Genomic DNA, 13,626 nt, shown 5'->3' with positions numbered 1-13,626 from the left:
CGGTAGCCGTTCAGACCTTGCGGTAGCTGTACGCCTCGGCCGCGGCCGCCTCCACCGCCGTGAGGTCGGCGCCGGCGGCGGCCGTGACCACCGCGGCCACCGCTCCCTCGACGAAGGGGGCGTCCACCAGGCGTGTGCCGTCCGGGAGTTCGTCGCCCTCCGCCAGCAGCGCCTTGACGGTGAGCACCGCGCTGCCGAGGTCGGTCAGCACGGCCACCCCGGCGCCCCGGTCCACGGACGCGGCCGCGGCGGCGATCAGCTCCGCACTCGTACCCAGACCGCCGCCCTCGGTACCGCCCGCCGCGGCCACGGGCACCTCGGTGCCGCCGCCCGCGAGCCCCTTCGCCAGCTCGGCGACCGACGCGGCCACCTCGGCGCTGTGCGACACCAGCACGATCCCGACCCGGTTTGCGTCACTCACCGGCTGCCTCCGCGAGAGCTGCGATCAGGAGGGCGGCCGAGGTGGCGCCCGGGTCCTGATGTCCGATGCTGCGCTCACCGAGGTAACTCGCCCGCCCCTTGCGGGCCTGCAACGGCGTCGTGGCGAGCGCCCCCTCCTCGGCGGCCGTGCGCGCGGCGGCGAAGCCGCTGCCGAGCGCGTCGACGGCGGGCACCAGGGCGTCGATCATGGTCTTGTCGCCGGGCGCGGCTCCGCCCAGCGTCATGACCGCCTCCACGCCCGCCCGCAGCGCCTCGGCCAGTTGTTCCGCGCTGACCTCGGAGGCGTCCCCGAGCGCTTTGCCGGTGCGCCGCAGCAACGTCCCGTAGAGGGGCCCCGAAGCGCCGCCGACCGTCGAGATGAGCTGGCGTCCGGCGAGGGTGAGGACCCCGCCCGGGGTGTCCGGGGCCTCCTTCTCCAGGGTCGCGGTCACCGCGGTGAAGCCGCGCCGGAGGTTGCTGCCGTGGTCGGCGTCCCCGATGGGGGAGTCGAGAGCGGTGAGCCGCTCCGCCTCACGGTCCACTGACGTGGCGGTCGCCGTCATCCAACGGCGGAAGAAGTCGGCGTCGAACACTGGATCTCCTTGCGTGGTCGGTACGTTGATCGCCTGCTCAGACCCCCCAGCGCAGCCCCGCCGTCTTCACCGGCGCGTCCCACAGCCGCAGCAGCTCCTCGTCCACCTGACACAGCGTGACGGAGGCACCGGCCATGTCGAGCGAGGTGACGTAGTTGCCGACCAGGGTGCGGGCGACGGCGACCCCGCGTTCGGCGAGCACCCGCTGCACCTCGGCGTTGAACCCGTACAGCTCCAACAGGGGTGTGGCGCCCATGCCGTTGACCAGGACGAGCACGGGATTGCGCGGGCTCATGTCGTCGAGGATCGCCTGCACGGAGAAGTCGGCGATCTCCCGGGAGGTCATCATCGAGCGCCGCTCCCGACCGGGCTCGCCGTGGATGCCCACCCCCAACTCCAGCTCACCGTCGGGCAGATCGAAGGTCGGGCTGCCCTTGGCGGGCGTGGTGCAGGCGCTCAGCGCGACGCCGAAACTCCGGGAGCTCTCGTTGACCTGACGGGCGATCGCCGCCACCCGCTCCAGCGGCTGCCCCTCGTCCGCCGCGGCGCCCGCGATCTTCTCCACGAACAGGGTGGCACCGGTGCCGCGCCGGCCCGCCGTGTAGAGGCTGTCGGTGACGGCGACGTCGTCGTTCACGAGCACCTTGGCGACCTGGATGCCCTCGTCCTCGGCGAGCTCGGCGGCCATGTCGAAGTTGAGCACGTCACCGGTGTAGTTCTTCACGATGAACAGCACCCCGGCCCCGCTGTCCACGGCGGCCGCCGCCCGCACCATCTGATCGGGCACCGGCGACGTGAACACCTCGCCCGGACAGGCCGCGGAGAGCATGCCGGGCCCGACGAACCCGCCGTGCAGCGGCTCGTGCCCGGACCCGCCACCGGATACCAGGGCGACCTTCCCGGCGACGGGGGCGTCCCGCCGTACGATCACACGGTTCTCGACATCCACGGTCAACTCCGGATGGGCGGCCGCCATCCCGCGCAGGGCGTCCGAGACCACGGTTTCCGGGACGTTGATGATCATCCTCATGGGTGTCTCCTCCAGAGATTGACAGACAAGTCGGTGATCGGCGTTTCGCCGGCTCAGAGTGGATGGATGCAGTTGTCGATCGTGGCGGTCGGGGGTGGTCGCACGGGCGCGGGCGGAGAGCACTGCTGTGGGCAGTATCGACCTTGGGACAGCGAAGGTCACGTCGGGGAACGGGGGCGGGGACGGGGACGCGGGGCCCCGGATCGTCGGAGGTGCCCTCCACGCGGGCGAACCCGGGATCGGTAGGGGCCCCGGTGGCGGGAGGCTCGCCACATGGATCTGCGGAACCTGCTCTGGTGGTGGTGGACCCTGCCCGCCGGGCTGGCGTCGGTGGGGTACGCGTGTGCGCTGGCCGGGCTGACCCGGGCGCAGCGGGCGGTGTGGGTGACGGCTCGGGTCGTGGAGGTGCATCCGCCGGGACACGGCGAGTCGGGGGAGCGCGGGATACCGGTGACGATCGTGTACCAGGACCCCGGCACCGGGCGGGAGTTCAGGCTGCGGCACGAGAACAGACGGGGTGACCGGGTGCTGGTGGCCTGGGTGGGGCAGGAGTTCCCGGTCCGGTTCCCACGGCGACGGCCGGAACGGTTCCTTCTCATGCTGGACAGCGAGGGGCGGACCTCCGGCACCGGCGGGCCGAACTGCATGGTGATCCTGCTGGTCCTGGGACTGGTCGTCCAGTCGTTCTTCGCGTGGGACTGGCAACGGGGGCTGATCTGCGTCGGCTGCCTGCTGCTCCTCGTCGTCGCGCTCAGCCGGGACGGCGCGTACGCCCGGGCCCGCGCCGCTCAGCTCGCCGACGGCGTCACCGTCCAGGGGAGCGTGGTCGCCGTCACCCAGGACGTCCACGCCGACGGAGAAGGCGGCGAGAGCGTCAGCCACGCCTGCGTCCTCGCCTTCACCACCCACGAGGGCGTCGAGGTCACCGCGCTGTGCTCGCGGGGCATCGCGGACATCGGCCGGTCCCTGGGCCGTGAGGTCGCCGTCCGGTACGCGCCCGCCGACCCGTCCCTTCTCACCACCGACCCCGACCACGAACACCGCGAACGCGCGTCGCACGTCCGGTTCGTCTCCACGCTGCTCGTCGCGGGGACCGCCGCGATCGGGCTGGGCGTCCTGTGCCTTCGTCACTCCTGCCCCTTTACCTGACGATGCAGGTCAGGGCGGCCCAGAGAAGGGGCGAGTGCTCGATGCGGCCGCCTGCGCGCCACAGGTCGAGCCGCGCCCGCTGCCAGGTGCCGAGGTGGCGCACCGGGTCGTCGTCCTCGTGGGCCGCGTCCACGGCCACCACCGCGTCCGTGAGCGGCCGCACGGACTCCGGCAGACCGGCCAGACGGTGAAAGGCGAAGCTGGTCGGGAGCACCCAGCGGGTGGCGGTGACCAGTCGGGCACCGTTGTGGATCATCGCCGCGGCCAGGCCGAACGACTCGGCGAAGCGGAGATCGCCCCCGCTCTCGCAGGCGATCAGCGCGACGCGCGGCGGCGCGGGCCACAGCCGGGCGCCCGGCACACCGTCGGCGCGCAGCGCGAGCGTGCCCAGGAGGAGGTCCTTGGCGGACAACGGGCGGTGCGAGCGCACCGGCTCGGTCATCCCCGTCGTCTCGGGGCCGCAGCACAGATGAAGGGTGACGTCCTCGCTCTGCCCGCCCTCGACGGGGGCACCGCTGACATGGCCGACGTACAGCAACCGACGGGCACCTCTGCGCAGGGCCTCGCCCAGCCAGTCGCGGTCGAGATCGGTGCGGCGGAACGCCTCGGCGGGGGTGCCGACGGACGGTACGACGCCGCCCGCGTCGAGCCTGCGCTGCACGAGGGACAGCAGCGCCGGGTCCGACCCGGGCCGCCCCAGGACCGAACCGAGCGGGGAGTCGGCCCGGAAGCCGGGGACACGGGGGTCGAGGATCAGGATCACGGCGTCCGGGTCCGAGTCCTGACCGGTCGGCGTGGTGCTCGCCCGGCGGAGCGACGCCGGTGCCGTGGTGACCAGGTCCACGAGGTCGATCAGCCGTGCGTCGCTGTCGGCACCGTCCACGGCGAGCAGCTCCCACGGGACCTGGGCCACCCGGGGCGACGGCTGGAGCCGCAGCAGCGGCCGCCCCAGGCGGGCGGACACCTGGCGGATCTGGTCGGTCAGCCCCGGCGGCCACAGTACCTCGGCCAGCGTGCGCGAGAGGTGCCGCTCGTCCTCGTACGAGACCAGCGCGCCGGACTCGAACGCCCGCCGCATGCCTTCCGCGCCGCCTCCAGGCAGCGCCGCGTCCAGCGCGCGGACCGCCTCGTCCACGTCCCGCCCCGGCGCGTACCCGGTGCCGAAGCCCTGTGCGCCACGGACCCACGTCCAGGTCATGTGCAGATCACCGGCGTCCGCGAGGCGGACCTGGACCACCGGACGGTTCGGGTCGGTCAGAGCGTCGGCGGACAGAACGGCACCTCTTCCTCGCTCACGATCCGTCGGTGGTAGCGGAACTCCGCTGCCTGGACGTACTCCTGGAGCGCGGTACGGCCGCCTGCCTGCGCCGACATCACGATCTTCGGTGGCGGCGCGACCCGCAGACCGACGGAGGCGGCTGCCTCGGCCGCGACGCCGCCCAGCGTCAGGGGAGCGCCGTCGTCGGGGGCGTACGTCTTCATGGCGGCGTCCGGGAAGACCGGCGCCGCCCGGTCCGCGGTGGACGTGCGGCTCAGCGCGAGGGAGGCGCCCGCGCACCGGTGCTCCACCAGCTCGAAGATCAGCCCCTGGTCGTTGCTGCGGAGCGCCAGTCGGAAGGCCAACTGCATCGCCTCGTCCGCCAGTTGGAGCCACTGACTGCGGGCATGAGCGGACGCGAAGTCGTAGCGGGCCGCCTCCAGGGCCAGGGCGGCGGGCAGGGCGAGGGAGAGCGCGTGCGCGATCGAGGTCCGCTCATGGACGCCGTGGTCGGTCCGGTTCAGGTTGTCCTCCAGGGCGCGCGCGAGCATCAGGTCCACCTGGGCGCACCGCTCGTACACCTCGCGCTCCTGGTACACGTCCCGCGCGCCCTGAGCGAGCCGCTTCATCTCGTCGATGTCACCCCGCTCGTACGCGTGCCGGGCGCCCATCAGCATGGTGTCGGCGGCGGCGACCGCGGCACCGACCTGCTGGAAGCGGGCCAGGCCGGCCGCCGTCAGCGCGGCGGCGCCGGCCGTGTCCCCGCGGTGTGCGGCGATGGCGGCACGGGCCTGTTCGCAGACGGCCAGATCCTCGGCCCGGCCCTGCCGTTCGAAGATCTCCGCGGCCGTCGCGTACAACTTCTCCGCGCGGTCGAGGTCGCCGGCCCGCAGTGCCGCGTAGGCCCGGTGGGCGAGCACCTGGTGGCGTTCCGCGTGGTGGCCCAGCCTCAGATGGGCCTCGTCCGCACGGGCGAAACAGTCCTCCGCCTGCTCGAACCGCACGGTCGAGGCGCAGACCACCCCCAGGCAGTCCAGCAGATACGGCTCGGCGAGCGGCGCGTCCGCCAGCAGCGAGGAGGCCAGTTCCTCGGCCGCGCCCCACGCGCTGCGGTCCATCAGCAGGCGCACCCGGGTCAGGCCGATCTCGGCGGTGCGCAGCCCCTCGACGTCGTCGAACTCCGCCAGCAGGGCCGAAGCCTCGTCCACGGCCTGCTGCGCCTCGTCGAACTGCCCGGTCCTGCGCAGCAGTTCCGCCCCGGCCAGCAGTGTCTTCAGCAGGACCTCCAGCCACAGCCGGCGGCCGTTCGGTCCCATCGGCACGGACGCGATGCCCCGCACCAGCTCCAGGGACCGCTCGACGGACAGGGCCGCCGCGGGCAGATCCGTGGCCGCGAGCTGAACCGTCCCGATGTCCGACAACAGGTGCCCGCGCAGCAGTCGTACGTCCGGCGAGTCCTCCAACGACTCGGCCACGGCGAGGAGTTCGCCGTAGACGGTCAGGGCCGCCGGTGGATCCGGGGTGAGTTGATGGCGTTCGGCCAGCGCGAAGCCGCTGTCGAAGGGCTCACCGTAGCCGAGCCGCACCGCCGTATCCGGGTCCGCCGTGGGCTGGGGGCTGTCCGCGTCCACCGGCATGGCCTAGAAGTCCTCCTCCACGGCAGCGGCGGCCAGGATCTCGGCGAGGAACGGGCCCGACTGCGCGGCCTCGCCGTCGTGCGGCGCCGCCGCCTCGCCGAGCCGCCGCCGGGCCAGGGCCCGCACCGCCTCACGAGCCGCGCGGTCATCGGCACCCGGTCCCGGATCGAACCCCGGCAGCAGGACGCCGACTTCGACACTCGGTGTCGTCGAGGCCCGGATGTCCAGGTTCGCCCGGCCGGTCCACACGTCGTCCCGCCTGGCCAGCGGAACGCGGCTCGGGGGACCGCCGTCCACGTGGACCTCCGCGGCGAGGTGCACCCGCTCCACGGAGACCTCCGCCGCGAGGCGCCCCCCGCCCACGGGGGCCGTGCCACCGGCGACGACCTCCACCTCGATCCACCGTCCCGCGCCGAGCGCGTACACCGTCCAGGTCACGGCGTCCTCGGCCGCGTCGACGAAGCCGGGCGGGTAGCGGCACCAGTTGTTGGTCCCCACGCCCCGGGCGATCACACGGCCGGTCGCGGGGCGCGCACTTCCTGCCGCGAGAGCGAACTCCCCCTGCCGTACGAAGAGGTCGGCGAGGTCGAGCGGAGTGCCGGACGGCCCGTCGTCCTGCTCCAGCGCCGACCGGAGCCGCCCGATCTCCTCCCCGCCCAGCCCGAGACCGTCGGCCGCGTCGTCGATCAGCCGCAGGACTCCGCCCAGTCGGCGAGGCGAGGCCCCCGACTGCCACCAGCGGACCAGCGGGGCGAGCGCCGCCAGATGCTCCTCCAGCAGCTCGCGACCCTCCACCTCGCCTGCTTCGTCCAGCAGTTGCTGGCACTCATGAGTGAGGGCGGCCAACTCCAGCCCCAGTGCGCCCGGTTCGAGTGCGGGGATGCCGTCCAGGTGCGATGCCGGCCACCAACGAGCCGTCCAGTGCCCGAAGGCGAGGCGGGCGGCACTCTCGGCGAGGGCGGTCGGCTGCTCGGGTGCCATCGGCTCGGCAGCGGCTTCCGGTGCACCCGACGCGACGGCGTCGACAGCCGCGGCCGTACGCTCGCCGTAGACCGCCCACAGCCACTGCTGGGCCTGTGCCACGTCGTGGATCTCCGCTGCCGGCAAACCAGTCGGGCCCAGGACGGGCCAGGTCAGAACGGCACCCGCGACATCGAGAACGGCCCGGGTGAACGCGGGACCGGCGATGGGTTCCGTGATCTGCACGGTGCCGTCCTCGGCTCGCGTGACGGCAGGGTGCCGTGCGGGCATCACGCGCTCCTCGGCTCGGCGGCGGGCTCGGAGTTCGCAGACAAGCTGCGCAGCGCCGTACGGACGCGTGCCCGGTGGTCCATCATCACCGAGCGGGCCACCCCGTCCAGCACGCTCCAGGCCGATGCGGCGTCAGGCAGTGCCGCGTCGCGGACGTCGCGCCCGTGCAGTCTCACCCAGAGCCGCCGCATGTAGGCGGCCCACGGGGTGCGCAGGTCCTGGGCGAGGGCGTTCAGCACACCACCGTCGGGGTCGGGGCCGGGGGAGACGGTCATCCTGCGGGCCCTGAGGACCGAAGCCTCCCGCTGCCAGCGGCTGTTGACGATGCGGTGGGCCGCCGTCGGCCCCGTCACGGAGCCCCCGGTGCCCAGCGGATCGAGACCGACCGCGAGTCGGCCGCCGAGCACGACGGTGACGCGCAGGCTCTCGTCGTGCAGGCCCAGGGGGGCGCAGCTACGGCCGACCTCCCGCTCGACGAGCTCCGGCACGGTCGGCAGGTGCTCGCGGTGGGTGGACGTCTGGAGCACGGTGAAGAGCCGTTCGAAGAGGGTGCGGTCGAACGGCGCGGGGAGCGTGGCGGTCGAGGCGCTGCGGCCGACTCCGGGGCGTGGGGGCACACGGTGCGCGGTCAGTCCGAGGTGCGGGGGTACGTCGGAGCGGCCCCAGAGGTCGGCGCGGTCCCAGAGGTCGGCGCGGTCCCCGACGTCGGCCGGGTGTGCCGACCACAGGGCACGCCCGAGCAGGCTGCCGTGTCCGGCCCGGACCATGGCGGCGAAGGCCGGCGACACCGCCCCCGGGACACCGCAGGCGTCGAGAACCTCGTCCGCCGGACCCGTGTCGGCGGCGCCCGTGGCCGCTTCGCGTCCGACCCATGCCGCTGTCAGCTCGGCGTCGAGTCGGGCGCGCCGGGCGGAGTCCGCCAGATGCTCCTTCAGCGCCTCCACGGTCCGTCCGCCGGTGGCGTCCACGACGTCGGCGAGCACCGACTTCGCCGCGGCCTCCGCGCCCGGCCCCGGCGCCCCGTGCTCGGTGGCCAGCTCGAAGCACCGCTGGAAATACAGGTCCTGGGGGTTGCCCGCCACGATCCCCAGGGCGCGGCGGGTCTTCTTGAGCAGCGTGAACCACTGTGCCGTCGCTTCCAGGACCGCGCCGGACTCCCGGATCAGCGCGTCGAGTTGCTCGGCCTCCCGCGCGCCGAGGAAGTCGGCCGCGAACTCCGGCCGCAGCGTGGGCCGGACGATCAGCGGCAGCACGATCAGCTTGACCGTCCGGGTGAGCGGTGCGCCCCCGGGGCCGCTCAACGCCCGGCACCCGGGCCCGAGACCGCGCCAAGCCCTGTCGATGACCATGGCGCGCGGACGGCGCTCGCCGGTCGACGGCTGGCTCGGGGACGGCATGGGCAGAGCGTACGTCCTGGGGAACAGGTGGTCGAACCTGGGATCGGTAGGCGCTGCCCGCCTTCTAACGTCCCCATCACCAGGCAGAACGGACCGGAAGGGCAGGCACGGCATGGGCATCTTCGGCAAGGGCAGGAGCCGCGAGGAGAAGGCAGCCAAGATCGCGGAGCAGGTGGCGGCAGGCAAGGGTTTCTACGGCCGGATGACGCGTGCGGCGCTCGGCCAGGACGACTACGCCCGAGTCCAGCAGTCGCTCGGTGCGTACAACTCCGCGGGGAACGTGCAGCAGTTGCTCGCCATGGGGGTACCGACGATCCCCGCGGTCGTCGTGTCGATCAGCGACACCGGCAAGCTGGTCAACTTCGACCCGGTGGTCGACCTGGTCCTCCGCCCGGCCGGGGACACCGCCGAACCGATCAGGCTCCAGACCCTCGTGTCCAAGCTGCGCATCCCCCGCGCCGGTGATCAGGTACTGCTGATCCAGGACCCCGCGAACCCCGGCGGCTACCTCTACGCGGGCGACGGGCAGACCGGGTGACGAGACCGCGGTACGGAACCGGCCGGGATCCGCGGTTGCCGTCATGCGCCCCGGTCGGAAAGCCTCGCCTCACGCCCCCAGAGGATTGGCGCGAGCCGCCGCCAGGAGGTACCACGCGGTGGCGCCCGTGTGCCGGTACGGGTAGTAGCCGAACCCGAAGCCCGTGTCGAGGGGGCTGCTCGCCGAGACGATCCCGGAGCGGGCGGGGAGCGGCGTGCCGCCGACGGACTGGCCGGCGCCGAGCAGGTCCTGGGCGCGTTCGATCGAACCGAGGAGCCGGCGGGCGCGCTGGTCGTCACCGGCCCTGCCGCGTTCGCGCAGGGCGAGGGCGAGGTGGGCGGTGCCCTCGAACCAGACGCCGTTGCGGTCGGGTCTGGGCTGGCCCGCGGCGATCGGGGCGCTCTCGTCGGCCAGCAGGCTCGCGGAACTGAAGGTGACGCCCTCGTAGGACTGGCCGGCGGGGACCGTGCTGTTGGGACGGTCCGCGGTGTCCCGCACGGCCAGCTCGGACGCGGCCCAGTCGAGGGAGCGGGCGTGGGCCGGGGAGGCGAGGGCGAGGTGGGTCCAGGTCTGGGTGTCCTCCGGGACCGGGGACCTGTTGACGGTGACGCCGTCGTTGGTGCCGGTGTAGAAGAACCCGCCCTTCGGCTCCCACATCTTCTCGACGAAGGCCCGGGCACGCGCCCGGCGCTCTCGCCAGACCCGGTCCCCGGTGAGCCGGGCGAGCCGTCCGAACAGCCCGACCAGGTCGGTGTTGTGCTCGGTCGAGGTGAACGGCAGTTTCACGTCCGCCCCGTCGACGCCGAACTTGTACCCGCCGAGCGGCTCGTCGGTCCGTCCCACCCGCTCGATCCACTCGCCGATCCGCACCGCGCCGGTGAGGAAGCGCCGCTGCCCCGTCCGCCCGGCGAGCGCGGCGAGCGCGATCCCGGCCCACGCCATGTCGCCCACGGCGGTGCCGGTGAAGCCGAACTGCGTCCCGACGTTGGCCGTGCCGTCGGCCCGGACGAACCCGTCCGGCTGCGGGGAGCCGTCGTAGAAGGTGTACGGCCCCACGTTGTAGGCCTGCCGCAACCTGCCGTCGTCGTGGACGGGGTCGTGGGTCTGGGCGTACAGCAGCGCGTCACCGAGGGCCACGGCCCGGGACCCGCCGCCGGGGGAGGCCAGGTGGGCCAGGATCGCGAGCGCGTTGTCGTAGGTGAACGCGGTGCTGAACAGGCCCGCCTGGTCGCTGTAGCTCTGGGTGAGCCGGATCGTGCCGCGGTCCGGGTACGCGTCCATGGCGGCGGCGAGGAAGGCCCGCGCCCGGCCGGCCGGGGAGAGCGCGGAGGCACCCGTGAGGCCCTGCGCCGCCCGGGCGGTGCCGGCGCCGGCCGCGGTGAGGGCCGCGACGCCGAGTCCCGTTCCGATGAGGGTACGGCGGCTGAGGGGCGGGCGCGGGCTGCCGGTCATGGGTCTCCTCGGGGCTGCGGGCCAAGGCGGGTCAGGATGCTGAGAGCGCTCTCAAGAGACGCGGGCTCATTCTGCTGCGGTGGAGTGAAGCGGTCAACGTTTCGGAAAGGAACAGCAGTTGACCGTGATTCCGGCGTCACACGGAGCTTGCTCGCACGCCCCTCCCGGCCCCCTGTTGATCTCCCCGCCCCTGGGTACCCGTGCCCCATGACCACCGCCTACCCACCCCACGCGCTGCACGACTACGCGCTGCTGGCCGACGGTGAGCGCGGGGCGCTCATCGGGCCCGACGGTGCCATCGGGTGGCTGTGCGCTCCCGCCTGGCACGACGACGCGGTCTTCGCCGCGCTGGTCGGCGGGCGGGGGGCGTACGCCATCACCCCCCGGGGTCGGCACGTCTTCGGCGGCTACTACGAGCAGGGCACGATGATCTGGCGCAGCCGCTGGGTCACCGAGGAGGGGATCGTCGAGTGCCGTGAGGCGCTGGCCTTCCCCGGCGACCCGGACCGGCTCGTCCTGCTGCGACAACTGCACGCGGTCGACGGCCCGGCCCATCTCTCCGTCGTCCTCGACCCGCACGGCGAGTACGGCGCGGCGGAGCTCGACTCCGCGCACCGCGGCGACGACGGGGTGTGGGAGCTGCGGACCGGCAGGCACCGGCTGCGCTGGCAGGGCGCCCCGGGGGCGACCCCCGGCGAGCACGGCCTGACCCTCGACATCGAGCTGAAGCCCGGTGAGCGCCACGACCTGGTCCTGGAGTGCTCCGCGTCCCCTTTCCCGGCCGGGCCGCCCGAGCCGCGGCGGACCTGGGCGGCCACCGAGGCCGCCTGGCGCGAGGCGGTCCCGGCGCTCGACGGCACGGCCGCCCCCGGAGACGCGCGGCGGGCGTACGCCGTCCTGCGCGGGCTCACCACGCGGGGCGGGGGCATGGTCGCGGCGGCGACGACCAGCCTGCCCGAGCGCGCCGAGGAGGGCCGCAACTACGACTACCGGTACGTGTGGATTCGCGACCAGAGCTACGCCGGACAGGCCGCTGCCGCCGTGGGCGACCACGTCCTCCTGGACTCCGCCGTCGACTTCGTCACCGCGCGCCTGCACGCGGACGGACCCCGTCTGGTGCCCGCCTACACCGTGCACGGACGGCCCGTCCCGGGCCAGCGCGACCTGGACCTGCCCGGCTACCCCGGCGGCTTCGACCGCGTCGGCAACCGGGTGAACGAGCAGTTCCAGCTCGACGGCTTCGGCGAGGCCCTCCTGCTGCTGGCGGCCGCCGAACGTCACGGGCGACTGGACGGGAGCCACTGGAAGGCCGTGGAGATCGCGGTGCGGGCGGTGTCCGACCGGTGGCGCGAGCCCGACGCCGGGATCTGGGAGCTGGACGACCGGGAGTGGACCCACAGCAGGCTCACGTGTGTCGCGGGCCTGCGGGCCGTAGCGGAGGCGGCGCCCCGCCACCCGCTCGCCGCCACCTGCACGGCCCTGGCCGACACCCTGCTGCACGCCGCCGAGCGGACCTGCGTCCACCCCGACGGCCACTGGCAGCGCACCCCGGACGACCCGTCCGTGGACGCCGCCCTGCTGCTGCCCGGCGTACGCGGCGCCCTGCCCGCCGACGACCCGCGCACCCGGGCCACCCTCGCCGCCTGCCGCCGGGAGCTGGCCGACGACCACTACCTCTACCGCTTCCGCCACGACGACCGTCCCCTGGAGGAGGCCGAGGGCGCCTTCGTGCTGTGCGGGTTCGTCATGGCGCTCGCGGAGCACCAGCAGGGCCGGACGGTCGAGGCGTTCCGCTGGTTCGAACGCAATCGCGGAGCCTGCGGCGCGTCCGGCCTGTACGCGGAGGAGTTCGACATCGCCCAGCGCCAGCTGCGCGGCAACCTCCCGCAGGCCTTCGTCCACGCACTGCTGCTGGAGGCGGCCGCCCGGCTCGGTGAGTGAGCGGGCTGCCGCCTCCAGCAGCGGGTGAGGCGAAGTCAGCTGCCGCCGGGGCCGCCGCTGCCGAAGGATCCGCTGCTGCCCTCGTTCCAGCGGGGCCGCTCGCCCGAACCGGTCCGGGTCGGGCTGTTGCCGCTGTTGGGCAGGTCGTGCGGGGTCAGCCGGGTGTCGCTCCGGGGCACCTCGTCGGGCTCCCGGTGCTCCCTGACCTCACGGACCGGCCCGCCCTCGGGCAGCTTCGGCTGCTCCTCGGGAGTGGGCGGGGGCGACTCACGGCGCCTGACCCGGGAGCCCAGCCAGAAGGCGCCGATCAGCACGGCCACGACCACCACACCCGCGGCGATCACTCCGGCCGCGAGACCGCCCCGGCCCGCCGCCATGTCCATCCATTCGCTGTTCAGGGCTTGGTTCATGGCACCCGAGTACCCCCGGACCCGCGAGCGAACCGACCTCCCGGGAGTGCCGCGAACCCCCGGAACTCGGGGTTTCACGGCCGGCGAACCCCCGGAACTCCGGGTCTGACGGCCGGCGCCCCCTCCCGAACCCCGGGTTTGACGGCCGAGACCCCGGCTACCCGCCCCTTGTGACGACTACGACTTCCCAGCAGGAGCTCTTCCGGTTCCTGGAGGACCGGTTCGCGTGCGCCCAGGCGTGCACCGAGACCGCACGCGCCTGCGCGCTGCGAGCGAGCATGGTCGATCCTGACGGCACCGAGGAGCAGGAGCTACTGCGGCGCAAGGGCATCATGTGCGCCGAGGTGTGCGACGCGACCTGCCGTGTGCTCTCCGAGGAGAACCACCTCGACGAGGCCGGCATCCGCGTCCAGCTGGAATGGTGCCGCTCGGTCTGCCTGGAGTGCGCACAGGTCATGGACCGGCACGCGGGTGCGGAAGCGGCGGCCAAGGCCTGCCGCGAGTGCGCCCAGGCGTGCACGGACTTCATGGCGACCCTGCACTGAGGCGG

General features: G+C 73.7%; 13 protein-coding genes. 4 read left to right on the top strand and 9 right to left on the bottom strand.

The features are described 5' to 3' along the window. Positions 1-10: 10 nt before the first annotated feature. From AQJ54_RS29740 to dhaK, 3 genes are read right to left on the bottom strand one after another with little or no spacing between them, the layout of a single operon-like run. Entirely contained in the window at positions 11-421 is a 411-nt protein-coding gene (locus AQJ54_RS29740) for a PTS-dependent dihydroxyacetone kinase phosphotransferase subunit DhaM (protein ID WP_062242314.1), read from the bottom strand. Beyond that, on the bottom strand, positions 414-1,013 hold the full coding sequence (dhaL, locus tag AQJ54_RS29735; RefSeq protein WP_062242312.1) for a dihydroxyacetone kinase subunit DhaL: 600 nt from the start codon (positions 1,011-1,013) through the stop codon (positions 414-416). Before dhaL ends, AQJ54_RS29740 begins: the two co-directional genes overlap by 8 nt. 37 nt (positions 1,014-1,050) lie before the next feature. Beyond that, on the bottom strand, positions 1,051-2,043 hold the full coding sequence (gene dhaK / locus AQJ54_RS29730) for a dihydroxyacetone kinase subunit DhaK (protein WP_062242310.1): 993 nt from the start codon (positions 2,041-2,043) through the stop codon (positions 1,051-1,053). 273 nt (positions 2,044-2,316) lie between these two features. Here dhaK and AQJ54_RS29725 point away from each other — a divergent pair, with 273 nt between their 5' ends. Further along, positions 2,317-3,192 carry a DUF3592 domain-containing protein gene (locus AQJ54_RS29725; RefSeq protein WP_062242309.1) on the top strand — a complete coding sequence of 292 codons (876 nt, stop codon included), beginning with the start codon at positions 2,317-2,319 and terminating at the stop codon, positions 3,190-3,192. Here AQJ54_RS29725 and AQJ54_RS46865 read toward each other — a convergent pair. Genes AQJ54_RS46865 through AQJ54_RS29705 form a run of 4 tightly spaced genes read right to left on the bottom strand, consistent with a single transcriptional unit; the run spans position 3,185 to position 8,735 of the window. Continuing rightward, positions 3,185-4,390 carry a CHAT domain-containing protein gene (locus AQJ54_RS46865; RefSeq protein WP_169808253.1) on the bottom strand — a complete coding sequence of 402 codons (1,206 nt, stop codon included), beginning with the start codon at positions 4,388-4,390 and terminating at the stop codon, positions 3,185-3,187. The two genes, AQJ54_RS29725 and AQJ54_RS46865, sit on opposite strands and share 8 nt — an antisense overlap. 56 nt (positions 4,391-4,446) lie before the next feature. Then, positions 4,447-6,087, bottom strand: coding sequence for a soluble NSF attachment family protein (locus AQJ54_RS46860; protein WP_062242306.1), 1,641 nt, complete (start codon positions 6,085-6,087; stop codon positions 4,447-4,449). Positions 6,088-6,090: 3 nt separating this feature from the next. After that, positions 6,091-7,338 (bottom strand): hypothetical protein, encoded by a 1,248-nt coding sequence (locus AQJ54_RS29710; protein WP_062242304.1) that lies wholly within the window; start codon positions 7,336-7,338, stop codon positions 6,091-6,093. Then, positions 7,338-8,735, bottom strand: a complete 1,398-nt coding sequence (locus AQJ54_RS29705; RefSeq protein WP_062242303.1) for a hypothetical protein — start codon at positions 8,733-8,735, stop codon at positions 7,338-7,340. Before AQJ54_RS29705 ends, AQJ54_RS29710 begins: the two co-directional genes overlap by 1 nt. A 112-nt stretch (positions 8,736-8,847) precedes the next feature. Between AQJ54_RS29705 and AQJ54_RS29700 the strand changes: the two genes are divergently transcribed. Further along, positions 8,848-9,273 carry a hypothetical protein gene (locus tag AQJ54_RS29700; protein ID WP_062242301.1) on the top strand — a complete coding sequence of 142 codons (426 nt, stop codon included), beginning with the start codon at positions 8,848-8,850 and terminating at the stop codon, positions 9,271-9,273. A gap of 69 nt (positions 9,274-9,342) precedes the next feature. On the opposite strand, the gene AQJ54_RS29695 is transcribed toward AQJ54_RS29700, so the two are convergent. Next, positions 9,343-10,725 (bottom strand): hypothetical protein, encoded by a 1,383-nt coding sequence (locus tag AQJ54_RS29695; protein WP_062242298.1) that lies wholly within the window; start codon positions 10,723-10,725, stop codon positions 9,343-9,345. 207 nt (positions 10,726-10,932) lie between these two features. Between AQJ54_RS29695 and AQJ54_RS29690 the strand changes: the two genes are divergently transcribed. Next, complete coding sequence (locus AQJ54_RS29690) at positions 10,933-12,666, top strand: glycoside hydrolase family 15 protein (RefSeq protein ID WP_062242297.1); 1,734 nt, start codon at positions 10,933-10,935, stop codon at positions 12,664-12,666. A gap of 35 nt (positions 12,667-12,701) precedes the next feature. Here the strand turns inward: AQJ54_RS29690 and AQJ54_RS29685 are convergent, their stop codons facing one another. After that, the gene (locus AQJ54_RS29685; RefSeq protein ID WP_243659773.1) at positions 12,702-13,076 is read right to left on the bottom strand and encodes a DUF6479 family protein; all 375 of its coding nucleotides are present in this window, start codon (positions 13,074-13,076) and stop codon (positions 12,702-12,704) included. Positions 13,077-13,246: 170 nt separating this feature from the next. Between AQJ54_RS29685 and AQJ54_RS29680 the strand changes: the two genes are divergently transcribed. After that, positions 13,247-13,621, top strand: coding sequence for a four-helix bundle copper-binding protein (locus AQJ54_RS29680; RefSeq protein ID WP_062242294.1), 375 nt, complete (start codon positions 13,247-13,249; stop codon positions 13,619-13,621). The last annotated feature ends 5 nt before the right edge of the window (positions 13,622-13,626 follow it).

It is taken from the genome of Streptomyces griseorubiginosus (genome assembly GCF_001514195.1).
In the GTDB taxonomy this organism is placed as follows: domain Bacteria; phylum Actinomycetota; class Actinomycetes; order Streptomycetales; family Streptomycetaceae; genus Streptomyces; species Streptomyces griseorubiginosus.
This window is presented reverse-complemented; position numbering and strand designations above follow the sequence as displayed.